The sequence below is a fragment of the Microbacterium sp. NPDC090003 genome, assembly GCF_044748385.1.
Taxonomy (GTDB): domain Bacteria; phylum Actinomycetota; class Actinomycetes; order Actinomycetales; family Microbacteriaceae; genus Microbacterium.
The window spans coordinates 72,132-95,590 of the sequence record NZ_JBIVFW010000002.1 but is presented as its reverse complement, the minus strand read 5'-3'; the positions used below and the strand labels follow the sequence as shown (position 1 = coordinate 95,590).

Annotated in this window: 18 protein-coding genes; 4 read left to right on the top strand and 14 right to left on the bottom strand. The window is 66.4% G+C overall.

Annotated elements, in window-relative coordinates:
* Positions 1-6 precede the first annotated feature (6 nt).
* The 9 genes from ACIPVN_RS13290 to ACIPVN_RS13250 all read right to left on the bottom strand — a co-directional run bounded on the left by ACIPVN_RS13290 (position 7) and on the right by ACIPVN_RS13250 (position 16,663).
* Entirely contained in the window at positions 7-9,186 is a 9,180-nt protein-coding gene (locus ACIPVN_RS13290; protein ID WP_400443606.1) for an isopeptide-forming domain-containing fimbrial protein, read from the bottom strand.
* 296 nt (positions 9,187-9,482) lie between these two features.
* Entirely contained in the window at positions 9,483-10,673 is a 1,191-nt protein-coding gene (gene tuf, locus ACIPVN_RS13285) for an elongation factor Tu (protein WP_042538710.1), read from the bottom strand.
* 147 nt (positions 10,674-10,820) lie between these two features.
* Positions 10,821-12,935 carry an elongation factor G gene (gene fusA / locus ACIPVN_RS13280; protein ID WP_400443601.1) on the bottom strand — a complete coding sequence of 705 codons (2,115 nt, stop codon included), beginning with the start codon at positions 12,933-12,935 and terminating at the stop codon, positions 10,821-10,823.
* Positions 12,936-13,020: 85 nt separating this feature from the next.
* Positions 13,021-13,491, bottom strand: a complete 471-nt coding sequence (gene rpsG, locus ACIPVN_RS13275) for a 30S ribosomal protein S7 (RefSeq protein ID WP_017201608.1) — start codon at positions 13,489-13,491, stop codon at positions 13,021-13,023.
* Between the two features lie 5 nt (positions 13,492-13,496).
* A complete protein-coding gene (gene rpsL, locus ACIPVN_RS13270) occupies positions 13,497-13,865 on the bottom strand; it encodes a 30S ribosomal protein S12 (protein ID WP_017201609.1) in 369 nt (122 codons plus the stop codon).
* 228 nt (positions 13,866-14,093) lie between these two features.
* Positions 14,094-14,741: a spermidine/putrescine ABC transporter substrate-binding protein gene (locus ACIPVN_RS13265; protein ID WP_400443598.1), complete on the bottom strand. Its 648-nt coding sequence runs from the start codon at positions 14,739-14,741 to the stop codon at positions 14,094-14,096.
* A gap of 70 nt (positions 14,742-14,811) precedes the next feature.
* Positions 14,812-15,249, bottom strand: a complete 438-nt coding sequence (locus ACIPVN_RS13260) for a hypothetical protein (protein ID WP_400443595.1) — start codon at positions 15,247-15,249, stop codon at positions 14,812-14,814.
* A gap of 65 nt (positions 15,250-15,314) precedes the next feature.
* Positions 15,315-16,388 (bottom strand): ABC transporter, encoded by a 1,074-nt coding sequence (locus ACIPVN_RS13255; RefSeq protein WP_400443593.1) that lies wholly within the window; start codon positions 16,386-16,388, stop codon positions 15,315-15,317.
* Positions 16,389-16,510: 122 nt separating this feature from the next.
* Positions 16,511-16,663: a hypothetical protein gene (locus ACIPVN_RS13250; protein ID WP_247634091.1), complete on the bottom strand. Its 153-nt coding sequence runs from the start codon at positions 16,661-16,663 to the stop codon at positions 16,511-16,513.
* A gap of 116 nt (positions 16,664-16,779) precedes the next feature.
* Between ACIPVN_RS13250 and ACIPVN_RS13245 the strand changes: the two genes are divergently transcribed.
* Positions 16,780-17,268, top strand: coding sequence for a YajQ family cyclic di-GMP-binding protein (locus tag ACIPVN_RS13245; protein WP_400443589.1), 489 nt, complete (start codon positions 16,780-16,782; stop codon positions 17,266-17,268).
* A 23-nt stretch (positions 17,269-17,291) separates the two neighbouring features.
* On the opposite strand, the gene ACIPVN_RS13240 is transcribed toward ACIPVN_RS13245, so the two are convergent.
* Positions 17,292-18,377 carry a tyrosine-type recombinase/integrase gene (locus ACIPVN_RS13240; protein ID WP_400443586.1) on the bottom strand — a complete coding sequence of 362 codons (1,086 nt, stop codon included), beginning with the start codon at positions 18,375-18,377 and terminating at the stop codon, positions 17,292-17,294.
* A 356-nt stretch (positions 18,378-18,733) separates the two neighbouring features.
* On the opposite strand from ACIPVN_RS13240, the gene ACIPVN_RS13235 reads away from it, so the two are divergent.
* Complete coding sequence (locus ACIPVN_RS13235) at positions 18,734-18,985, top strand: hypothetical protein (protein WP_400443583.1); 252 nt, start codon at positions 18,734-18,736, stop codon at positions 18,983-18,985.
* Between the two features lie 48 nt (positions 18,986-19,033).
* On the opposite strand, the gene ACIPVN_RS13230 is transcribed toward ACIPVN_RS13235, so the two are convergent.
* Together ACIPVN_RS13230 and ACIPVN_RS13225 are read right to left on the bottom strand one after the other, a co-directional pair.
* Positions 19,034-19,276 carry a hypothetical protein gene (locus ACIPVN_RS13230; protein ID WP_400443581.1) on the bottom strand — a complete coding sequence of 81 codons (243 nt, stop codon included), beginning with the start codon at positions 19,274-19,276 and terminating at the stop codon, positions 19,034-19,036.
* A 35-nt stretch (positions 19,277-19,311) separates the two neighbouring features.
* Complete coding sequence (locus ACIPVN_RS13225) at positions 19,312-20,445, bottom strand: hypothetical protein (RefSeq protein WP_400443579.1); 1,134 nt, start codon at positions 20,443-20,445, stop codon at positions 19,312-19,314.
* A gap of 100 nt (positions 20,446-20,545) precedes the next feature.
* On the opposite strand from ACIPVN_RS13225, the gene ACIPVN_RS13220 reads away from it, so the two are divergent.
* Together ACIPVN_RS13220 and ACIPVN_RS13215 are read left to right on the top strand one after the other, a co-directional pair.
* Positions 20,546-20,920 (top strand): hypothetical protein, encoded by a 375-nt coding sequence (locus ACIPVN_RS13220; RefSeq protein WP_400443576.1) that lies wholly within the window; start codon positions 20,546-20,548, stop codon positions 20,918-20,920.
* 394 nt (positions 20,921-21,314) lie between these two features.
* A complete protein-coding gene (locus ACIPVN_RS13215) occupies positions 21,315-21,575 on the top strand; it encodes a hypothetical protein (RefSeq protein WP_400443574.1) in 261 nt (86 codons plus the stop codon).
* Positions 21,576-21,627: 52 nt separating this feature from the next.
* Here the strand turns inward: ACIPVN_RS13215 and ACIPVN_RS13210 are convergent, their stop codons facing one another.
* Both ACIPVN_RS13210 and ACIPVN_RS13205 read right to left on the bottom strand, forming a co-directional pair.
* Positions 21,628-22,599 (bottom strand): Abi family protein, encoded by a 972-nt coding sequence (locus ACIPVN_RS13210; protein WP_400443571.1) that lies wholly within the window; start codon positions 22,597-22,599, stop codon positions 21,628-21,630.
* Positions 22,600-22,858: 259 nt separating this feature from the next.
* The gene (locus tag ACIPVN_RS13205; protein ID WP_400443568.1) at positions 22,859-23,395 is read right to left on the bottom strand and encodes a hypothetical protein; all 537 of its coding nucleotides are present in this window, start codon (positions 23,393-23,395) and stop codon (positions 22,859-22,861) included.
* Between the last annotated feature and the right edge of the window lie 64 nt (positions 23,396-23,459).

The following is a 23,459-nucleotide window of genomic DNA, read 5'->3' as shown; positions in this document are numbered from 1 at the left end:
GCACCCTCATTCTGCATGCACGGACGTACCGACGGAAGAGCGACGACGCGCAGCGACGAACAGCCCGCCCGACACCATCATCAACAGGGCGACCGCGAGCAGGCCCCAGGCCATCTCGGCGCCCGTCGTCGCGAGCGGATCGGCCGCCTTCACGTCGACCGTCGCATCGTCGGTCAGCACCGAATCCGAGGTCTGCTCGCTGGGTGAGGTGACCGTGACGACGTTGGTGACCGAGGGGTACGCGGATTCACCGACGTTCACGCGCAGCGTGAGGGTGATCTCCTCGTCGACCGCGAGGCCGTCCTCGAGCGTCCAGGTCACGACCTGACCGTCGACCCGCACTCCCTCGTCGGGAGATCCGGCGAACGAGAGCCCGTCGGGCAGCGCGTCCGTCACAGTGATCGGCCCCGGGTCGGCGGTGGGACCGTCGTTGCGCACGACGATCTCGTACGACCCGGCCCTGCCGACCTGGAACTCCCCGACGGCGGTCTTGGTCACGACCAGGGCGGCCATCGGCGGGACGGCGACGACGTCCGACGCACGGTTGTCGCCGGGGGTGCGGTCGGGGTGCGCGTCCGTGATCTCGGCGGCGGACACATCCGCCACGTTCACGACCTCGGAGTACGCCGCCACGAGCACGCGCGTGTTCACGCCCAGGACGGATGCCGTCTCGCCCGGCGCGATCGGAAGCGCGTAGCGCGCGACCACGCGGGTCCCGGCACTCGCATCCTCCGCGTCCACCGGTTCGATGCTCTCGATCGACCAGTCGGCGCCGACCTCGTCACCGACGGCGGTCGTGACCTTGAGCCCGGCGGGCACGACATCGGTCACGACGACGTCGGTCGCCACGGAGGGACCGCTGTTGCGGACCTCGAGCGCGAAGGCGAGCTCGTCTCCGATGCGCACGGCCGCCGCATCGTGGGTCTTCGTGATCGAGAGATCGACCTCGCGAGCGATCGTGACATCGGCCGAGTCCTCGTCGTTCTCGGGGTTCGAGTCCGGCGTTCCCGACGATACGGATGCCGTGTTGGTGAGCACCGCATCGTGCGCGACCGACGGGTCGACGGCGGCCTCGAACTCGATCGACGGTGCTGCGGCGCCGTTCACGAGCCCGGCGTCGGCAGGGAGCAGCGTGAAGGTCACGGTCTGCGGTTCCGCCTCGTCGGCCTGCGCGGACCACACCTCGGCGGCGTCACCGGTCAGGCCGGTGAAGCGGATGCCGGCCGGCAGCGCGTCTGTGACCGTGATCGGGCCGACCGCGTCGCTCGGGCCGAAGTTCGCCGCCTCGATCCGGTAGCGCACGCTCTCCCCCGCGACCGCGGAGGTGACCTCGGCGCCCTCGACGTCGACCGCCGTCTTGACGAGGCCGAGGTCGGCATCCGTGGTGACGTCGATCGCGGCAGCGTCGCTGTCGGAATGCGGCGAGTCGCTGCGGCTGTCGGTCCACGACAGGTTCGCCGTGTTCGTCAGCTCGGTGCCGGTGGGCACGTTCGACTCGACAAGGGCCACGACCGTGATCGTGCTCTCTCCCAGCGGGTGTCCACGACGGATGCAGCTCTGGGCATCCTCGTCGCACGTCCAGCCCTCGCCCGAGATCGAGACGGGGGCGAGGCCGGCCGGCAGCACGTCGGCGAGGAAGGCATCCGCGACGGACGGCCCCTCGTTGTCGACCGTGATGGTGTACTCGACCTCGGTACCGGCGATCCACGGACCGTCGGCGACATCCTTCTGCACCGTCATCTCGGCGAGGGTGACGATGTCGACCTCGGCCTCGCTGTGGTTGTTCGCCGGGTCGAAGTCGTCGGGACCCGTCACGTCGACCTCGTTGACCAGGGTCTGCGGGCGGACGTCCGCGGCCACGTCGGCGGTGACGACGATCACGATGGTCGATCCGACCTCGAGCGTCTGCGCCTCGGTCAGCGCCGTCCACGAGATCGTGCGTCCGTTCTCCGACACCGCGGGCGCAGCGGCGGATGCCTCGACTCCCCCGATCGAGATGGTCGACGAGCTGTAGGTGAGCCCTGCCGGAAGCTGATCGCTGATCGTGATCGGCGCGCTCGAGAAGCTCGGCCCCTCGTTCGTGACCGTGAGCAGGAATCGCGTCTGCGTGCCCGCGGTCACCTCCGGGTTCTCCCCCGCGGCGACGGCGACGCCCTCGGCATCCAGCGCCTGCTTGAGGATCGCGAGATCCGCGACGCGGTCGGAGTCCGTCGTGTCGCCGTCGCGCGGCTCGTTGGTGGCGTTGGTCGCCGATGCGGTCGCCCAGTTCTCGACGACCGAACCGGGCGCGAGCGCGGCGTCGACCGCGTAGGTCACGACGAACGCGCGGGTGTTGTCCCCCGCGGCCGCCGGCACGGTGCCGTCGACGGTGAACGTGTCGCGGGTGGCGGGACCCGCCGTGCGGGTCCACGTGCCCTTCTCGTCCTGCACCGAGGCGAAGGCGAGCATGCTCGGCACCTCGTCCTCGACGCTGACGTCGCGGGCATCCGCCGGACCGTTGTTCGTCACGACGACGCGGTAGCTGACCGTCTCGCCGGCGACGACGTCGGGCAGCGGCGCGCCGAACTGAGCGGCGTCCTTCCAGACGCCGCCGTCGTCCACGACGCGCGTCTTGGTGATCGCGAGGGTCGTCGCGTCTCCCGGCGAGACGGTGACCTCGTCGGAGTTGTTGGTGGTCGTCGGATCGGTGGTCGCCCCCGGGATGACGGTCGCCGTGTTGGCGATGTCACCGTCGTCGGGCGTCCACGATGCGAGCACGGTACCGGTGAGCGACAGATCCTGTGCCGGACCGACCGCCAGCTGGCTGCCCGTGAACGTCCAGGTGATCGTGTCGCCGGCGGTGGCGGGCCAGCCGTCGGACGCCGAGGCCGTCCACGCCGTGAGCCCCGCCGAGGGGTCGACCACATCGGTGATCCCCTCCGGGATCGTGTCGGTGACGGTGATCGTGTCCTCCGCCGTCGACGCCGACACCGAGGGACCGTTGTTGCGCACCGCGATGCTCCACGTGATCGAGCGTCCCGCGGTCACCTCCGCCGTGTTCACCGTCTTCTCGATCGAGAGGTCGGCGGCGCTCGAGATGGGCTTCGTGGCCGTGGCCTCGTTGTCCTTCGCGATGTCGGCCGGGGCCTCGTAGGTGCGGCCGGTCACGGCTGCGGTGTTCTCGGCCGTGCCGGTGGCGGGCGCCTGGATCGTGACGTTCGCGATCAGCACGATCCGGTCGGAGCCGTCGGACTTCAGCGTGGTGCCGGTCGTCCCGACGACGAACGGGTCGGATGCCGTGCCCGCACCCGAGAGCGAGAGCGCGGTGCCCGTGGTGTCGGCCGCACCGCTGTAGTACCGCGCGGTGAAGGCACCGGTCGTGACGCCTGCCGGGAGGGTGGCGTCGTCGGTCACGCGGAACGGACCGTTCGCCGCGTCCGGCCCCTGGTTCGTGACCGTGATACGCCACTGCGGCTGCGTGTACCCGCCGCGCACCGTGTCACCGGCCGTCCAGGCGCCCTGGGCGTCGCCGCCGATCGCCTGCTTGACGATCTTCAGGTCGGCGCGGGCGATCTGCGCGTTCGCCTGCGCGTTCGTGCCGACGTAGATCCCGGTCGCATTGCGGGTCACGCCCGTCGTGTCCGTCGCCGTTCCCGACAGGGTGTTGGTGTGGTTGGTCGCCAGGCTCGAGCCGGCCGTCGTGGTCGCCTCCGCGATCGGCTTCGCGGAGAAGGTGACCAGAACGGTGCGCTGAGCATCCGCCGATCCCCCGGTCATGCCGGGGAGGAGCGGCGACGTGTTCGACGACGCGACGACCCAGGTGAGGATCTGCCGGTCGCCCTCGGCGGTGATCTCCGGTGCGGCCAGGGCGATCGCGGTCTGACCGCCGATGCTGATGCGCGGGGCGACCGTGTCGTCGTATCGCCAGTTCCTCGGCAGGGTGTCGACGAGGGTGATCGTCTGCGCCGAGCCCGCACCGGTGTTCCGCGCCTGCAGGCTCCACGAGAAGGACTCGCCGACGAAGGCCTGCGTTCCGGGGTTGGTGATGCTCTTCTGCAGCTGGATGCTCGGGAAGAGCGGAGTCACGCTCGCGGAGGCCGTGGTGTTGGTGGTCGGAATGGTCGCACCACCCGGGCGGGTTCCGCCGGGGCGATAGATCCAGCCGTCCGTCGCCGCCGACGAGTACTGCGAGACGCCGACGGCGTTGTTCAGCGCGACCGCGCGCAGCGACGCGGAGGCCACGAACGTGCCCTGGTAGACGAGATCGCGCACGTTGCTGCCGCTCGTGTTGCCGAGCGGGCCGGCGAGCGTCCACGTGATCGTGCCGCCGCGTCCGTCCTGGATCGCCTGCTCGTCCGAGAACGTCGCCTCGGCGAACGCCGCCTGCGCCGTGTCGATGCGCACACCGGCATCGACGCGATCGGTCACGACGATTCCGTGGGCCGGCGCCGTACCCGCGCCCGTGGCGTTCGTGACGCGCACGCGGTAGGTGAAGGTCCGGTCGGGGTCGCCGGTCCTGCTCGCGGCGTACGTCGAGTCATCCGCTCCGGCCGTCTTCACGGCCTTCGCGATCGTCACGCTCGGATTGAGCAGGGTCACCGTGGCGGTCGAGGTGGGCGACTTGCGATCGGCGGGCACCGTCGAACCGTCGACGGAGCTCCACGCGAACGTCCCGGTGTTGCTCGGCGCCGCAGCGGTGACGCTCGAGGTCACGCGCGCCTGGAAGGTGACGGTGATGGTGCGAGTGGCGGACCAGGCGGCGATGTCGTCGGGTCCGATGCTCCAGCTGAGCGTCCGACCGTTCAGGGTCGGCGCTCCGATCGTCGGCGCGTTCGGCGCGCCGGCCCAGTTCGTCGTCTGAGTGCGCGTACCCGTCGGCAGGTACTCCACACCGACCGGAAGCAGGTCGGTGAGCACGACGTCGTAGAAGTTGGTGCTGGCGGGGAGGGTGGTCGTGAGCGTATACGTCACGACGTCGCCGACCGGTGCGGTGCCCGGACTGACGGTCTTGGCGATGGATGCCTCGGGCATCCGCACCGTCGCGGCGCTGACCGCCGCGACCGTGCCGCGACGGTCCGCCGTGTCGGCGTCATCACCCAGCACGAGCGGAAGCGTGTACCCCTTGAGCTCGGCACGGTTGGTGAACGTCGAGCCGCCGCCGGCCCGGGTCTCGACGGTTCCGGTGTAGGTGAGCGTCGGGGCGCCGGTCGGGCCGGTGCCGTCGATCACCGGGATGGTCCACTCGATGAGCGTTCCCGGTCCGGAACCCGGCTGGATGACGTTGCCCGTTCCGATCGCGCAGTCCCCGACGATGCGCGGGTCACCGGACGTCGCGGAGAGGTTGCTGGGGGTGATCTCGGCCGGGACGCAGTCGAGCACGACCGAGTCGTAGAACGAGACGCGGTTGGCGCCGTTCTCGGCCCGCAGGGTGTACGTCACCGTGCCGTCGGCACCGACCGTCGCGGCGGATGCCGTCTTGGTCAGCTTGGGCGCGGGCTCGATGAACTGAACCTGGGCGTTCGCGGTGCGGGTGAGGCGCGAGCCGCCCGTCGCGTTCGGGTCGAGGAAGCTCAGCGTCGCCGTGTTCGTCAGCTGCGTGCCGTTGGCGATCTGCGGTGCTGCGGCGTTCGCCGGAGCGGCGTCACGATCCTTGACCCACGCGGCGATCTGCACCCGGAAGGTCTGCGGCTCGGTGCTGCTGTTCGTGTACGTCGACGGGAAGGTGAGCACACCGTGCGTGTTCCCGACCGTCTCCGCCGTCTGGAACGTGTCGGTGCCGTCCTCGATCGAGAGCTCCTCGCCCGAGGGATCGAAGAAGGTCGCGCTGCCGGCGACGTACTGATACGTGACACCGGCGCCACCGGTGCTCAGCGAGCCGCCGTCGGAGAGCACGGCACCGCGGATGGTGGTGCGGGCGGGAATCGTCATCGAGTACTCGAAGGTCGCGTACTCGCCCTGCACGATCTGGTTCGCGGCGTTGCGCGTAGAGGTGCCGAGGTCGACCTCCCCGAACGGCGTGCCCGTCGTCGGGCCCACCTCGGTCGAGACGAGACGCTTCGCCACGGCGACGTCGGGCAGGTGCACCTCGGCGGTGTCGACCGTGTCGATATCGGAGACCTCGACCTCCCCGGCCTGCGGGGTGCGGTTCGTGAGCTGCTGCCCCCCGGCATCCGCCTGAGGAACGACGGTCGTGGTCTTCGTCGCGGAGTTCTCGATGCCGTAGCTCACGATGCCGGCCGTGTTCACGTAGCTCTGCGTGAGCTGCGCAGGAGCACCGCCGTCGGCGATGCCGGTGGGAACCGTGAGGGTGTACCCGAGCGAGAGGCCGCGGGCGACCTCGGGCGTGGCATCCGTCGCCGGCGTCGACCCCGGCACCGAGGCGCGCACGGTCCAGGCGACGATGGAACGCCCGGTGTAGGCGCTGCTCAGCGCGATACCCGCCGGAATGTCTGCGGTGTCGTACGCTGCCGCCGTCACGTCCGTGACGGTCGCCTCGGTCGTCCCGTCGTAGATCGCCGCGGTGAGATCGGCGACGTCCGCTTTCTTCACTCCTGCCGGGAGAACGTCCCACACGACGTAGTCGGTGGTCGAGTTCTGCGGAGCGGTGACATCGACCCGGAACTCGACCTTGTCGCCCTGGACGACCTGGTTCGTCTCGGTGCGTGCACCGAAGCGCGAACCGTCCGGCGTCGCGGCGCCGTTGACCGCGGCGATCCCCTTGGTGAGCGTCGAGCCCCAGTCGAGGTCGATGCCCGCGTCGTCGCGACGGAAGGAGATCTCGCCGTTGACGTTGACCTGCTGGTACTTCGCCTGGTTCTTCGGGCTGTCTACCTCTTCGCGCGATGCGGACTGCGCCTGCACCTCTCCGCGGATGTACACGGTCACCGTGCTACCCGCGGGCATGAAGCGGTGGTCGCTGCCCCCGCGGTTGCGCGAGCCGAACTCCCAGGTGAGCGACGACTCGGTCGTCACCGGGTTCGGGATGAAGTCGGTGGGGAATCCGGAGGAGCCGTAGGCGACCGGGGTCGTCGTCGACGCACCCTCCGGGAAGCCTGTGTACGCGTAGCGGACCTCCTGCAGGGCGACGCCCTCGGGGAGGTAGTCGACGAGCTCGGGGTTACGGATGTCGATCCCCTTCGCGAACGGGATCTCGATGCGGTACCAGACCGAGTCGCCGGGCGAGAACGGCTGGACGGCATCCTTCACCCAGGCCTCGGGATCGGTGGTGAGGTCGCTACCGCGCTCGAGGACCGTCTTCGTGAGTCCGGTGAAGCCCGAGGTGATGATCGCGGCGGAGTCGTCCGAGACGAGGCGGGCACCGCCGACGCGCGCGCTCAGCACCGGGTCGTTCGCGATGGCGGCGATCGGGTCGGTCTGCGCCGTGACGGTGACCCGGTTGACGAAGCTGTCGCCCGAGCTCGTGCCGCCGCTGGTGCCGCTGTAGTTGGGGCGCTGCATGACCGAATAGCGGCCGGTCATCGTCTCGCCCGCGATGAGGTCGTCGGCGGAGAAGACGACGGTGAACGTGCCGTCGGTGCGGTCGTAGTCGATCGAGACGACCGTCAGGTCGTCGGAGAGCACGGCGCCGCGCGCGGTCGTCGGGTAGTTGCACGCTTCGCCGGGGACCTCGGAGTTCCAGCGCTCGGCGGTGACGGTCGCGCCGTCGATCATGAGGGTCGCGTCGGCCTCACCAGCAGGGAGCGCGGGGCAGAGACCGTTCGGGATCACATCGGTGAGGATGATGTCGCTCGCATCGACGTACTCGCTGACGTCGACCTGCATGGAGTAGATCGCCACCGAGCCCGTCGAGAACAGTCCGCTCGAGTCGACGCTCTTGAGCACGCGCACGTCGACCGCTTCGATGAGCTCGTCATCGTCATCGGAGCTGGCGCGCAAAGAGTCGTCGCCGCCGAAGACCGGCCCCTGGTAGGTACCGACGACCGACGCGAGGTTGCGGAACGTCTGCGCGGTGGTCGGCGCATCCGTGGCACCGTGGCGGGTGGAGGCGCCCGTGTTGTTGTCGAGGTTCGCCGTCTGTTCGCCGCTCTCGGCCGACGGCGCCGAGCCCGCGGCCCACTGCGCGTTGGCGAAGAGCGGGACGACGGCGCGGTACTGGAGGGTACGGGTCTCGCCTGCCGCGAGGTCGCCGAGCAGCCACGTGACCTTGGTGTAGACGCCGGCACCGGGGAGGTGCAATGCCAGCGCCTGCGCCTCGGTCAGCGACACCGTCTCGACGGTCTCTCCGTCGATCGCGCCACCGCCGAGGCGGGGCGCGGTGGGGTATTCGGCACCCGGTGCCGAATTGTCCACGGTGGTGCCGTCACCCAGGTACTCGATTCCGGCGGGGAGGTAATCGGTCACGGTCGCGCCGAGGGTCGCCTCACGCTTCGTGTTCTGCACGGTCACGGTGTAGACGGTGGGTTCGCCGTGCGCGCCACGTAGACGTTCGTCTTCGGCGCTGGGCTCGGATTTGGTGACACGGAGCGCTTTGACCGGCACATCGTCATCCGCGAAGCCCGCACCCGACGTGTGGTCGGCCGTGCGTGAGACGCTGGTCGAGCCGTCGAAGGTGGGCAGACGCGCGGGGTCGTCGCTGGTGAACGCACGGATCGAGAAGTCGATGCGGCTGCCGACCGGGTAGGCGTCGGATGCCGGGGCGATCGTGATCGTGGAGGGAACGGTGGCGCCCTGCGGGAGGTCGTTGACGTTCGACCAGACCCAGACCTGCTGACCGGCGGGGACCGCGCACAGGTTCGGCTGAGCGGAGCCTGCGGGGGCGGCCACGAGGCCGAGGTCCGTGCAGCTCGGCAGGTCGGTGGCAGCGGTGCGCGTACGGTTGGGCAGCACCTGGCCCTCGGTGAACACCGTCGGGGCGCCGAACTCGCCGCCCGAGACGAACGAGACGGATGCCGGAACCATGGCCATCAGGCTGAGGTTGAACTGCCGACCACCCGAGGCGTTCGAGACCGCGACGTCGAACCCGACGTTCTCCTCGGCGAGAACGAAGTCCTTGCCGGCGCCCGAGGGATCCACGCTCTCGACGGAGACGGTGGGGGTCCAGCTGTTGGCCGACGCCGTCTGAGCCGAGATACCGGCGACAAACGCCCCGGCGATCACGGAGACGATGGCAGTGATCGCCGTCAATTTCCGGGCGTGCTGCTGCTTCTGCCGACGCGCGTTCGAACGCATGGTGATACTCCCCTTCATCCCGCGCGCCACTCCCCGACGCGCAGGCTCTCCCCGATACAGGCAGGCGCGCGCAGATCAGCGGCTCAGGGAAGCTTCGGGTTTCCCTGGCCGCTGCAGCGCCGGTTCGACCTAGGGCTCGAACACATGCCTGCTCCGCCATGCTTCGGCACAGCGGTATTCACACTATCCAACACTTCGTGTTTTATTCAAGTGGATAGGGGTACGGGTTTGGGATACCGGATCCTCGAGCATCCCGGGGGAACACAAAAGGGGCCGGACCCGAAGGTCCGACCCCTTGTGCAGGAAGCAGATGCTTACTTGATGATCTTCGTGACCGTACCGGCGCCGACGGTGCGTCCACCCTCACGGATGGCGAAGCCGAGGCCCTCTTCCATGGCGATCGGCTGGATCAGCTCGACCGTCACGTCGGTGGTGTCGCCGGGCATGACCATCTCGGTGCCCTCGGGCAGCGTGATGACGCCGGTGACGTCGGTGGTGCGGAAGTAGAACTGCGGGCGGTAGTTCGTGTAGAACGGGTTGTGACGGCCACCCTCGTCCTTCGACAGGATGTACGCGGTGCCCGCGAAGTCGGTGTGCGGCGTGACCGAACCCGGCTTCACGATGACCTGGCCGCGCTCGACGTCCTCACGCTTCGTACCACGGAGCAGAAGACCGCAGTTCTCGCCGGCCCATGCCTCGTCGAGCTGCTTGTGGAACATCTCGATACCCGTGACCGTGGTCTTGACGGTCGGACGCAGTCCGACGATCTCGACCTCGGAGTTGATGGCCAGGGTGCCACGCTCGGCGCGACCCGTGACGACGGTTCCACGACCGGTGATCGTGAAGACGTCCTCGACGGGCATCAGGAACGGCTTGTCCTTGTCGCGCACCGGGTCGGGCACGTTCTCGTCGACGGCCTCCATGAGGTCGAGGATCGACTGGACCCACTTCTCGTCGCCCTCGAGGGCCTTGAGAGCGGAGACGCGGACGACGGGAGCGTCCTCGGCGAAGCCCTGCGAGGCGAGCAGCTCGGAGACCTCGAGCTCGACGAGCTCAAGGATCTCCTCGTCGTCGACCATGTCGGACTTGTTCAGCGCGACGAGCAGGTACGGAACGCCGACCTGCTTGGCGAGCAGAACGTGCTCGCGCGTCTGAGCCATCGGGCCGTCGGTGGCGGCGACCACGAGGATCGCGCCGTCCATCTGAGCCGCACCGGTGATCATGTTCTTGACGTAGTCGGCGTGGCCGGGGGCGTCAACGTGCGCGTAGTGGCGCTTCGGGGTCTCGTACTCGATGTGCGAGATGTTGATGGTGATACCACGCTGGCGCTCTTCCGGCGCCGAGTCGATGGAAGCGAAGTCGCGCTGCACGTTGGTGTCAGACGGGAACTTGTCAGCAAGCACCTTCGAGATCGCTGCGGAGAGCGTGGTCTTGCCGTGGTCAACGTGACCGATGGTTCCGATGTTGACGTGCGGCTTGGTCCGCTCGAACTTGGCCTTAGCCACTGGGTCCTCCTCAGGACGTCGTGTAGAGGGTGCCGGGCACTGGATTGCGACCGGTTCTCTACGGGTGTGAATCTCAGTTTAGTAGAGAGGGAATGTGAAGTTGTAGGGGACCTGGGAGCCGGGCCGGAACCCGGCTCCCAGAAGTTGTTACTCGCCCGCGGTCTTCTGGACGATCTCGTCGGCCACGTTGCGGGGAACCTCAGCGTAGCTGTGGAACTCCATCGAGTAGACCGCGCGACCCGAGGTCTTCGAGCGCAGGTCGCCGATGTAACCGAACATCTCGGACAGCGGCACCTGGGCGCGGACGACCTTGACGCCGGCGGCGTCCTCCATCGACTGGATCTGGCCACGACGCGAGTTCAGGTCACCGATGACGTCGCCCATGTACTCCTCGGGAGTACGGACCTCGACGGCCATCAGCGGCTCGAGGAGAGCCGGGCTGGCGCGGCGAGCCGCCTCCTTGAAGCCCATGGAGCCGGCGATCTTGAACGCCATCTCCGAGGAGTCGACGTCGTGCGCGGCACCATCGACGATGGTCGCCTTGACACCGACCATCGGGTAGCCCGCGAGGACTCCGACGTTCATGGCGTCCTGGAAACCGGCGTCGATCGAGCCGATGTACTCGCGCGGGATGCGTCCACCGGTGACGGCGTTGACGAACTCGTAGGTGTTCTCGGAGTCCAGGTCCATCGGCTCGATGGTGAACTGGATCTTCGCGAACTGACCCGAACCACCGGTCTGCTTCTTGTGCGTGTAGTCGTGCTTCTCGACGGCCTTGCGGATCGTCTCGCGGTACGCGACCTGGGGCTTTCCGACGTTGGCCTCGACGTTGAACTCGCGCTTCATGCGGTCGACGAGGATGTCGAGGTGCAGCTCGCCCATGCCCTTGATGGTCGTCTGACCGGTCTCGGGGTTGAGCTCGGTGCGGAAGGTCGGGTCCTCTTCAGCGAGCTTCTGGATGGCGACACCCAGCTTCTCCTGGTCGGCCTTGGTCTTCGGCTCGATGGCGACCTCGATCACGGGCTCCGGGAACGTCATCGACTCGAGGACGACCGGGGAGGCCGGGTCGGTCAGGGTGTCACCGGTGGTGGTGTCCTTCAGACCGATGACGGCGTAGATGTTGCCCGCGGTGACCGAGGGGACCGGGATCTCCTTGTTGGCGTGCATCTGGAAGATCTTTCCGATGCGCTCCTTCTTGCCCTTGGTCGAGTTGATGACCGCGGAGCCCGACTCGAGCGAACCCGAGTAGACGCGCACGTAGGTCAGACGACCGAAGAACGGGTGCACCGCGACCTTGAACGCCAGCGCGGCGAACGGGTCGTTGGCGTCGGGGTGACGCTCGATGATCTTCTCGGGGTCCTTGGGGTCGTGCGCCTCGATCGAGCCCACGTCGAGCGGGTTCGGGAGGAAGTCGACGACCGCGTCCAGCATCGGCTGCACGCCGCGGTTCTTGAACGCCGAGCCGCAGAGGACCGGGTAGATCTCCGAGGCGACCGTCATCTTGCGGATGGCGCCCTTGATCTCGGCGACCGTGAGCTCCTCGCCACCGAAGAACTTCTCGAGGAGTGCGTCGTCGCTCTCGGCGACGGTCTCGAGCAGCTGCTGACGGTAGGAGTCGGCCTTCTCCTTGAGGTCGGCCGGGATCTCCTGGATCTCGTAGGAGGCGCCCATGGTCACATCACCCTTGGCGTCACCCGCCCAGACCAGCGCGCGCATCTCGATGAGGTCGATGACACCGATGAAGTCGCTCTCGGCACCGATCGGCAGCTGGATGACCAGCGGCTTGGCGCCGAGGCGGTTGATGATCGTGTCGACCGTGAAGTAGAAGTCGGCGCCGAGCTTGTCCATCTTGTTGACGAAGCAGATGCGCGGGACGTTGTACTTGTCGGCCTGACGCCACACGGTCTCGGACTGGGGCTCGACGCCCTCCTTGCCGTCGAACACGGCGACGGCACCGTCGAGGACGCGGAGCGAGCGCTCCACCTCGACCGTGAAGTCCACGTGACCGGGGGTGTCGATGATGTTGATCTGGTTCTTGTTCCAGTAGCAGGTCACGGCGGCAGACGTGATCGTGATGCCGCGCTCCTTCTCCTGTTCCATCCAGTCGGTGGTCGAAGCACCGTCGTGGGTCTCGCCCAGCTTGTGGTTGACACCCGTGTAGAACAGGATGCGCTCAGTCGTGGTGGTCTTGCCAGCATCGATGTGCGCCATGATGCCGATGTTGCGGACCTTGCTCAGGTCGGTGAGCACGTCTTGTGCCACGGGAGTGTCCTTATCTTTTCTGGCAGTCGTACTGCGAAGAGGGGGTGCCCGCCCCCGACGGATGGCCGGGGGCGGGCGGAGCTGTTTACCAGCGGTAGTGAGCGAACGCGCGGTTCGACTCGGCCATCTTGTGGGTGTCTTCGCGGCGCTTGACCGCGGCACCCAGGCCGTTCGAGGCGTCGAGGATCTCGTTCTGGAGACGCTCGGTCATCGTCTTCTCACGACGACCCTTGGCGTAGCTGACGAGCCAGCGCAGCGCGAGGGTGTTCGCGCGGTGCGGCTTGACCTCGACCGGCACCTGGTAGGTCGAGCCACCGACGCGGCGGCTGCGGACCTCGAGGGTGGGGCGGACGTTGTCGAGCGCCTTCTTGAGCGTGGCGACGGCATCCTGACCGTTCTTCGCCTCGACGCCGCGGAGGGCGCCGTAGACGATCGACTCGGCCAGCGACTTCTTGCCGTCGACGAGGATCTTGTTCACCAGCGAGGTGACGATCGGAGCGCCGTACACCGGGTCGTTGACGACGGGGCGCTTGGGGGCGGGACCCTTACGAGGCATCTAACTCAACCCTTCTTCGCGCCGTAGCGGGAACGAGCCTGCTTACGGTTCTTGACGGCCTGGGTGTCCAGGGCGCCACGGACGATCTTGTAACGCACACCGGGGAGGTCCTTGACACGACCGCCACGGACGAGCACCAGCGAGTGCTCCTGGAGGTTGTGGCCCTCACCGGGGATGTACGCGGTGACCTCGGTGCCGTTGCGGAGCTTCACACGAGCGACCTTGCGCATCGCCGAGTTCGGCTTCTTCGGGGTGGTGGTGTAGACGCGGGTGCAGACCCCGGCCTGCTGCGGGTTCGACTTGAGCGCCGGCGCCTTGGTCTTGGTGACCTTGGGCGAGCGACCCTTGCGAACCAACTGCTGAATGGTTGGCACGTTCTCTCCTCATAATGCTGCACGGTGACAGCGTGATGGGTTTCACATCATGACCCACCGGCACGTCCGAACGGACGGGCCTTTGGTGTGGTGGGTATGCCGTGGGGGCGGACCGGCCATGGGGCCGGCGCCCAGCGCGCACGTCGAGACGTGCACACACCTGACCAAGTGTAATGGCGCGTAACGTGCCGGTCAAATGACCGCGAGCTCCCCCGGGGGATGCCGCCGCTAACTCGGGTCGGCGTCGAAGGGCGAGTCCAACGACTGGGTCAGCTCGGCGAGGAGCGCCTCGATCTGCGGCTCGATGTGGCGCGCGATGGCGGCCTGGATCGGCAGGCGGTGGCGCAGCAGCAGACCGCAGATCTCGCGGCCGACCATGTTGGCGTACTCGTCGGCGAGACCGACCTCCTGACGCAGCGCCACCTTCGCCTCCTCGGTCAACGGCGGCAGGGGCGGCAGCGTCTCGGCCGCGTCATCGGCGAGCCCGGCGATCGTGAAGAGGAAGGGCGCGCCCGGAACCGGATCCGGGTCGAGCGGCAACCCGTCGAATTCGGGGTCGAGGTCCTCGGTCGGGCGATAACTGCGCGCGCGGTTGCGCGCGGCCTGCTGATCGAGTTCGCGCTGCAGCATCGGCAGATTGCGGGCGGTGTATTCGGCGACCGCGTGATCGACGATCGTCTTCAACCGCGTCGACAGCCCGTGCTGCACACCGTGGGGCACGTTCGCACCGATCCCCGCGGCGGAGAGCAGCGGGGATCCGAGACACCGCCGGCAGGGCGCGATCCGACCGCGATGAGTCGCCGGCTCCCAGCGCGGCACCCAGCGCAACCAGGCCTCGACGGCCTGGTCGACCTGCGTCTCCAACGAGCGCTCCACCCCACCAGGGTACGCGGGAGCGGGCACTCCGCAGCGACACGCCGAACCAGCGGCGCGTCATCGCCGCGCATCATTCGACGTCGTCGTCGCGTTCCCAGGGCCAGCGCGGATGCCGAGCGCGGGTGCGCCGCAGAGCGATCCCGGCCCAGGCGCCGATCGCCGCGGCCAGGAGCAGCACGGCACTCGCTCCCCCGCGCACCAGGTCGCCGGCGACCGCCGTCGCGAGCAGTGCGCTGCCGGCGACGCTCGCCACGGCGATCCAGACGGCGGCCAAATGCACGAGCGCCGTCGCCACCGCGATCACGAGTGCGGAGAAGAACGACGGCCCGGGTCGACGGACGACCGACCAGAGCAGGAGGGCGAAGGCGAGCACTGCCGCGGCCATGCCGCCGATACCCGGCCACTGCCCCAACCCCGGCGTCGCGATGATGTCGCTGTCGGTGAGCACGCTCACCGCACCGAGCCCGAAGATCGCGAGCGCGAAGAAACCGATGGTGGCGAAGACCACCGCGAGGACAGGCGAAACCCCCGCGGACTCGGGTCCACGGGGGTTCGGCATCGGTGTGTGCGCCATTACCTCGACAGCGTCGGGCCGGCCTCGAGGGTGCGCTCGTACTCGCGCTGCGCCTCGAGGTTCAGCTCGGTCTTGCGGGCGCCGCTGCGGGCGACCCACGCGCCGAACCAGATGGTGAGTTCGCGGGCGAACACGAAGGCGACGATCGCGAGCGGGGCGAGGAGCTGGCCGCCGATGAGGTCGGCGCCCTCGGAGGCGGTGAGCGTCCAGAACTGCGCCTGGAAGAGCTGTCCGAGAAGGTGGCCTCCGTACGCGATCGCGCCGACGATGATGCCGAAGACGACCCAGAGGCCCCAGCGACCACGGTTGATGATCGCGCCGAGCAGCCAGAAACCGAGGAAGAAGACGGCGACCGGCACCCAGTAGCCCGCGGTCTGCAGCGGCGCGAGAGCGGCCTGCCCGATGTTGCTGCCGTCGACGTCGCCCGCGAGCGCGCCCAGCCCGAGCGTGGCGCCCAGATAGAGCACGGCGAAGGCGAGGGTGGCGAGGAGACCGATCGCGCCGGCCGTCCCACGGTTGCCGCGGTCGCGCGGCGGCTCGGGAGCCTGCACGAAGATCGGCTGCGGCTGGGAGGGAGCGGCCGCGACGAAGCCCGGCTCCGAGGGGACGATGGTCGTCTCGGCGTCGGCACGCGAGGAGTAGGCGGTGTCCGCGACCGTCGGCGTCTCGTCGACGTGCGCGGCGGGAGCGGCGATCACCTCGGTGGCCTCCGCCCCGTAGACGGGTTCCCGGCGCTCGGACGAGGCCGAGAACGTGCCCGGGTGATCGCGCTCCGCGGCCTCGAAGGCCGCGAGATCGGGGTCGACGGGAGCGGCGGCGCGCTCGTTCGCGGGAACAGCGGTCGCGGCATCCGTCGTCGCGGACTCGGACACGGCGGCGTCGTCACGGATCGCGGCGTCGTCACGGATCGCGGCGTCGTCACGGATCGCGGCGTCGTCACGAGTCGCGGCGTGGTCGCCTGCGGGCACGTCGGCACCGGCCGCGGCGGCGGCGTCGAGACCCTCGTTCGCGCTGTCGAGGACGTCATTGACGTCTTTCGGCCGCTCGGGCTGGGGAACCTCGGGGTCACTCATGGGGTGCGCCTCTCATCGGAAGTGTGCAGTGCGAGGGTACCGCCGCCCGCGGACGCGCTCCGGGAGGCGTGCCGACGTGTCGGCATTCGCCCTCCGGGGCGTTCGGGAGGCGACGGTCCCGCTCAGGGGAAAATGGATCGCAACGTGTCGCCGGCGAACGCGGCGAGCACGGGCATCATCGGCAGGGAGAGCCAGATCAGTCCGGCGACGACACCGGCGCAGACCACTCCCGCGAACCAGCTCATCGCCAGGTTGCGTCCACCGACTCGTGCCATGCCTTCACGCTAGGACCGAAGTATCGGTTGAACGCGGAGCAACGCCGCGACGCCCGCGTGTCGCCGGCCCGAGTCCGCGAGGGGCGCGGCATGCGCACTCTCGGTACACTCCCTGTATGGCTGACAGTTCCTTTGACATCGTCTCGAAAGTGGATCACCAGGAGGCCGAGAACGCCCTGAACCAGGCCCGCAAGGAGATCGAGCAGCGCTACGACTTCAAGGGCACGGGCGCATCGATCGCCTGGAGCGGCGAGCAGATCCTCATCATCGCCGGCACCGAGGAGCGCGCGAAGGCCGTGCTCGACGTGTTCCAGTCCAAGCTCATCAAGCGCGGGATCTCGCTCAAGAGCCTCGACTCCGGAGAACCCTTCGCCAGCGGCAAGGAGTTCCGTATCGTCTCGTCGCTCAAGGACGGCATCTCCTCGGAGAACGCGAAGAAGATCAACAAGATCATCCGCGACGAGGGCCCCAAGGGCGTCAAGAGCCAGATCCAGGGCGACGAGCTGCGCGTGCAGTCGAAGAGCCGCGACGACCTTCAATCGGTGATCGCCCTCCTCAAGGGCTCCGACCTCGACGTCGACCTGCAGTTCATCAACTACCGGTAAGCACCCCGCCCGACCTGGGGTTTCTAGTGGAGTCCGCACGGAGCCCGCAATCCCCGAACGTGACCCATGAATGTGGGCGTCGCGGAGCGCGTCTTGTCCTCCGCTGACGGCCACAAGTGGCTGTAGACGTCGAGCGTGATCGATGGCTGAGAGTGCCCCAGCGCGCGTTGCACCGTCACCACGTCGGAGCCCGATGCGATCAGGTTTGACGCGAACGTGTGCCTGAGGGTGTGCAGCTTCACCTCATCGTCGAAGCCCAGCAACACTCGGATCTTGCGCCACTCATGGCCTGCGTTGTTCCGGTTGTAGAGGTGGCCCAGCGGCGTTCGGAACAAAAGAGTGTCAGGTGACAACTTCTTGTCACCCGCAAGCATGTCGATGAGCTCGCGCGGAACGAAGATGTCCCGCTCAGATCCCGCCTTCGGAGGGCCGACGTTGGTTGACGGAATCGACGTCCCAAGCACCTGGCGTCGAACCGAGATGGTGTTGCGCTCGAAGTCGATGTCGCCCGCCTGCAGCCCCGCAGCCTCACCCAGCCGCAGCCCAGCGAACGCACACACGGCGACGAACAGCCGGAACTCCCCCGCAGCCTCGAGCGCCGCGGCCACCTGATCCGCCGTCAGGATACGCATCGTCACTGACTTCTTACGCTGACGTGGCGCCTTCGTCCGAGACGCGGGCGAACGCGGAATCACCTGATTGTCGACAGACACCCTGAACGCCATGTGCACATAGTTCAACCGAGTGCGAATGGTCGACGGCGCCAACCCACGATCAGCCTCATGCGTCACCCAAAGCTGCACGTCACCCGACTTCACATCGCGAATCGACTTCTGACGCCACGGCACCGACGACGTCGAAGTGATCGCCGACGTGACCGACCCATCCGCCCAAACCTGCATCTCAAGCCAGCGGGACACCCACTCATCCCACATGATCCGACCCGCAGCAGGACTAGCCCACTGACCGGTCGCTATCGCCGCCTTCTGCTCAACCAGCCACGCCTCACCCTCACGCTTCGTCTTGAAGTGCTTCGAGTGCTCCTTGTTGTCCTGGTCTCGGTAGCGCGCCCGCCAAACTCCATTAGGGCGTTGCTTGAGGCTTACCATCCCTCTCGCCCTCTCCCCCGTCTAGCAGGTCGTGCACATCTGCCTCAACTTCGGCGATCCACTCTTCGTATGCCGATCCTGCGGGGATTCTGCCGTCTTCGCGCATCCGACGAACGCTAGCGAGAACCTCAGCAGCTATCTAAGCGCCGATCTTGAACCTGCGATTCGCGGCCACCAGTTGAGCCCGAACATCTCGGAGCGCGGCAAGGGCTTCTACTCCGCCATCCCCGCCACTGATCATGAGTAGAAGCGTCACATTGAAGACGCGCGCGAGTGCGAGCGCTTCCCCTAGGCGAATGGGGCGCTCGAGCTTCTCGGTGCACTTCGAGCCCGAGCGGAAGGTTGAGACTCAGCCGATGTTCTTCGCTAAGCCACCGCCGCTCGGGGAAACCTGGCCCGCGCCAGATACCAGGGAAGAAGTGGTAGCGCTCGCACTGCAGATCAAGGGCGAGAACGGGGACGGGACCGAGCGAGGCAAGGTCGCTATTGGTGGTGAGCTGTATATGACTCAGCTAGTGCCGGGGAGCATACTCACGGATCTTCTGTATCGATTCCCGGACTACGAGGAGACCTGGCAGAAGATGAACGACTACGCAATCAGCCCATGAGCATTGAACTAGCCCCGTCTTTGCTTCGGCTGAGACGGGGCCGTTTTCTCATTCGTCGAGTGGGCTCACGTCGAAGATGTACCAGCCGCGGTTTACGTGGTTGTACGGGATCCGGTGAGGTCGGTACCCGAGGGATGTTAGACGGGCGAGAACCTGCTCAAGCTTGGTGTAGTTCTCATGCCCGGACGCAGGAAATGGTTCGCCGGGACGGGTGTCCCCATTGGCGTTGAGGAGAGTCACCAGCCACTGCTGGTCCTCTTCTTTGAAATCGACTCTGACGACGTCTTCCATGCCGAAAAGATAGCGTAGTTGCACCATCGTGGCGCTCAGGTCCCAGACGTCTCGCTCGGCAAGGCGGCGAGACGATAGTGCCCCGTCCAGTCGCGACCCACGATCTTGAGCTGGGGCAACTGGGCCATGTAGTGATGAGCCACGCGTGTGTTCTGCGCACGAATGTCGAGCCAGTATCCTTCAAGACCGTCGATCCACGTGGCCACCGCTTCGCGGAGTGCGGCTGCACTCTCGCCGCGGAAGGTTCTTGCGTGGTTCGCGAAAGAGACCCGCCGGTTGCTCTTGAAGATCACATCAAGACTAGAACCCAGATCAGGTGCGAACAGGACCAGGCGGTTCGGATCGAGCAGTCTCCAAAGCGTATGCAACGCGCAGAGCGCAGCGCCAAAGAGTGTGCTCGCGAGCAGTAGAAGAAAAAGCATGCCGGCGGCTGCAGGCGCGCCGAGGACAACGAAGGCGATCAGCGCCATCGCAAGCAGTCCCGCGGCTGTAAGCATCAAGTATCGATATGGACGAAATCGCCAGATCAATAGAGCTGCGGCGTGCCCGGACGCGGTGAAGGTCTTCCAGAACATCCCCAGTCGTGCTCTACGAGAGTTCGTCGGCCTGCTCTCTGGAAGATAGTGCGGGAACAGTCCGCGGACCCACGCGCTCAGCTGCGCCCAACCGCGGCGGAGACGTTGTCGAGCAATGACGCGGCGTGCTGCGAAACCGAGGGGCTTGCCCTGAAGCGAGAAGAGCCTCTCCTGCCCTCGTGATCCTTGAACCATTACGTAGAAGTCACGGTTTCGAAAGGCGCGTTGGAGATTGAATGTGGCCACAGCGGTGGTTTTCGGCGGAACCGTGACGTCTCCCGACACCGTCATGACTCGAGGCCGCCAACCCGCATCCCACCCATACAGACAGATGAGCGGTATCGGATGAGAGTTGGAGTTGAATGCTTCGGCGCGGACGTGTACAGGAATCTGGATGTTGTTCCCGTGAACGCTGTATTGAATCTTCACGAGGTTGAACTCGGCCAGATCCTCTCGACGTAGCTTGGCCCTCCAGGTGTATACACCGAACAAGACTGCTGCTGTGGTTCCGACTGCACCAACCCAGGTTGGAGCGTCGCCCCAGTTGATCGTGGCCCACCATCCAGAGAAGCCGTTCCACAGTTGTTCCATCACGTCTCGGAGCATAGCGAGTGCAAAGCCTCACTTGTCTGCCGGGGCTAGGACCAGGCGCGCCGTACTCGTGCAAGCCTCTGGTGCTGGATATCTTGAGATCGTGGACATCGACGCTTTCAAGTTCGCCGCTCCTGAAGCAGGCGCCATCGCGCAGATCCTCGCCATTCTGCTGCTTGCTGTGGCCTTCTCTTCTGACATGCGTGGTGTGCTTGGCGTTGATGAGATGGTCGACAGCGACGGAAAAAGATGGCGAGCGGCAACCAAGCCCGTAGGACGCGGTTTCGCGCAGTATCGCCTTGTTTCTCTACTGGCTTCGCTTCTCGTGATCATGGTCGACGGCTGGGTTGTCCTGAGCGGACCGTACACAGGCTGGCTCGCGCTTGTCCTTGTATGCGGTAACTCGGTCGTCCTGGGCGCGCTGGTCGGCGTCATGGCGATCTTGATTATTCGGCACATGATCGACCGAGACGACTAGCTCGAAGCGACGCCTACTCAAGGGCCACAGCACCGCCCCAAACCCAGCAGCGGAACGTCTTGTCACGAGCGCGAAACTCTATCCCAGCGGCGAGCGGTGTCGACCGCACGACCTTCGCATCGACACAGATTGGTTGTGGACCGAACCTCACCCATGCACGCACCCGACGTTGAGCCGCATGCGGGTAGACAGTGACGGATGTCTCGCGTGACGCAAGCTCTCGATCGGACAGCGACTGCAGCGGCCCGGACCTCGCCGCCGAGAGGATCGCCTGGTGTTGTGCCTGCATGTCGTAGTGCAGGGCTAACCGCTTGCTTGCCCCCATGCCGGCACACCTTCCTCCGGCCTGAATCCAGGCTAGCAAGCCTCGAACATCTGTTCTCAGTCTTAACCCATGGACGCCGTAACTGTCGAACACCCCACAACCCTGTGGATGGTCAACGACATCCCCAAGAGGATGGTCTACGCGGGCCGAGGATGGCGCGTCACCGACACGCCCACAAGGTTGCGTCGCTCAGTCTGGACCGCGCCCCTCGAGCCCCACACGGGCCTCTACGGCTGGCGATTCCAAGGAACCAACGATGACGGGCTCTCGCTCGTTTTCGACGTGTACAAGGGTGAGGACGGCTGGCACGTGCACCGCAGTTACGACTAGGCGGTTTGCGCGACAGGCGCAGGCTCACTCGGCGTTCACTCGAGCCCAGGCTCTAGCGTTCGGTCAATTCTGCTGAGCCGAGAGGTTTCTTTACGCCGAGCTCATAGAGCGGGTCGCTAGCGATGAGATCGTCGAGGTCGTCGATCAACTCTCGATCGCCGCCCCCGGCATTCAGGAAAGAAGCAAGGGTGAGCCAGAGCACATACATCGACTTGGCGTCGGAGGTGCGCAGCACTTTGTCGTACAGCTTCGGCTTCTTCGGTGAGACAGTAGTCGGACGCATCCAAAGACGTGAGTGATGGGCAACGAGGTTCCGGAGGACTATGAGACTGCCAAGCTGCGTTTGGAAGATGGCGTTGCTGACACTGAATGTCGAGGCCACTTCTTTCCAAAGGTAGCGGTTCTCTTCCTCTACTCGCGCAGGTTTCGTCTCGGTGACCACTCTCTCGAGCAGTCCGAGCGTCCAGCCATCAACGACAGCCCAGATCGGCAGAGCCTGCATCGCAGCGATTCGGTTCTCTTCAGTCATCTTGCGCGGGCTATCCAACCACGGCCTACCGCTAGAGCGTTCGTGGTTCTCGAACGCCCCGAGAACGAACGGTTCACGAGACCGAGCAATCTGGTCGCGCAGAAGAACGTCGACTGGAGTGGCTTCCACGTTCATCACCGTGTAATGGTTGGGCCTTAAATAGCATTCCCGAGCCGGATACAGCTGACAATGCTGGTCGACGAGTGCCGAGCGCAGACGCCACTCGAGGGTGCGCAGCGCGTCGAACAACCGAGTCGATACGGCGTGGTCGAGCCGCACCATCTGAATCACACGATCGATCCGGTCGTCTCCCTCAATCAAACCGTCCCGACGCAGCTTCCGAAAATTGCGAGCATACCCGAGGAAGTAATGGAAGTTCGTCCGCCCGATGAATGCCTTCGCTTCATCACTGAGTTCGCCGGCTTCGATGTACCCACGGTCGACGAGGTACTCGGCCCGCTCTTCGGGGGTGAGATATCGACGTTCTTCGCTCATCCGCATGCCTGAGGGTAAAAAGGACCCCCGCAGGGCGCATCGTTGAGAGGCGGCGGGGGGACTGGTACCACTAATGCTAGCGGACATATCTGACATTTGGCCGGGCGCCGTCTAGGCGATGTCGAGCGACAGGGCGGTGTAGCCAGCATGCCCTCGTCGGGACTTCAGCAAGTGGGTGACCGTGACCCCCGGCGTCTGGCTTCGGGGAAGCGGACGAAGCCAGAACTGTCCGTCGCGCTCCTGTGTGGCAGCGGGTTGTTCATCCAGCGTCGCGGTCCTGTGTGCAATCGTCTCGAGGCGTCACCGTGGCTTCCGCGCACACGAGCCCCAGAAGCGACCGATAGCGATCGCCCATCTCCGGGGATACCTCAACCCATTCGTAGTTGTCTCCCTGGGAGTACGGCAAGGTTCCAGCGAGATCCAGCGCTGCCTCCCACCCGTCTGCGCTGCCGTAGATCGAAACTCGGTTGAGCGCGTCCTGGAAGGTGTTTCGGGAGTCGAGCCAGGGACTGACATGGGGCTCGAACTTCAGAAGATCCATCTCTTCCGCGGTGATCGGCCCGCGGAGCTTGTGTGTGTCGAGAACCTCATCAGTTCTATTTGCGTAGTCGTCGGCGGCATCGATGAGCGCCAAGTACGTCTCCGCGCGAAGTTGTCGCTGCTCTGCTTCCTGACTGACCTGGATCTGGCGCTCAACAGTGAGGATCGATATCGCGCCACCGATGAGAACGCCAACCAAGCCTGTGACGAGCGGCACCCATGTCTGCAATCCGAGTGCGTTCTTCTGACTGGCCATGCACCGACTATGTCACCAAGTGCCGACGCCGAGCGCCTTCCCTGCGAGCAAGTCAGGCCTTGCC

Bases quoted from the DNA above. Each gene is read 5' to 3' on its own strand.
- ACIPVN_RS13290 (WP_400443606.1), bottom strand. From the start codon at position 9,186: ATGAAGGGGAGTATCACCATGCGTTCGAACGCGCGTCGGCAGAAGCAG.
- ACIPVN_RS13245 (WP_400443589.1), top strand. From the start codon at position 16,780: ATGGCTGACAGTTCCTTTGACATCGTCTCGAAAGTGGATCACCAGGAG.
- ACIPVN_RS13240 (WP_400443586.1), bottom strand. From the start codon at position 18,377: ATGGTAAGCCTCAAGCAACGCCCTAATGGAGTTTGGCGGGCGCGCTAC.
- ACIPVN_RS13210 (WP_400443571.1), bottom strand. From the start codon at position 22,599: ATGAGCGAAGAACGTCGATATCTCACCCCCGAAGAGCGGGCCGAGTAC.
- ACIPVN_RS13215 (WP_400443574.1), top strand. From the start codon at position 21,315: ATGGACGCCGTAACTGTCGAACACCCCACAACCCTGTGGATGGTCAAC.
- ACIPVN_RS13235 (WP_400443583.1), top strand. From the start codon at position 18,734: ATGTTCTTCGCTAAGCCACCGCCGCTCGGGGAAACCTGGCCCGCGCCA.
- rpsG (WP_017201608.1), bottom strand. From the start codon at position 13,491: ATGCCTCGTAAGGGTCCCGCCCCCAAGCGCCCCGTCGTCAACGACCCG.
- ACIPVN_RS13255 (WP_400443593.1), bottom strand. From the start codon at position 16,388: ATGAGTGACCCCGAGGTTCCCCAGCCCGAGCGGCCGAAAGACGTCAAT.
- ACIPVN_RS13230 (WP_400443581.1), bottom strand. From the start codon at position 19,276: ATGGAAGACGTCGTCAGAGTCGATTTCAAAGAAGAGGACCAGCAGTGG.
- ACIPVN_RS13250 (WP_247634091.1), bottom strand. From the start codon at position 16,663: ATGGCACGAGTCGGTGGACGCAACCTGGCGATGAGCTGGTTCGCGGGA.
- ACIPVN_RS13205 (WP_400443568.1), bottom strand. From the start codon at position 23,395: ATGGCCAGTCAGAAGAACGCACTCGGATTGCAGACATGGGTGCCGCTC.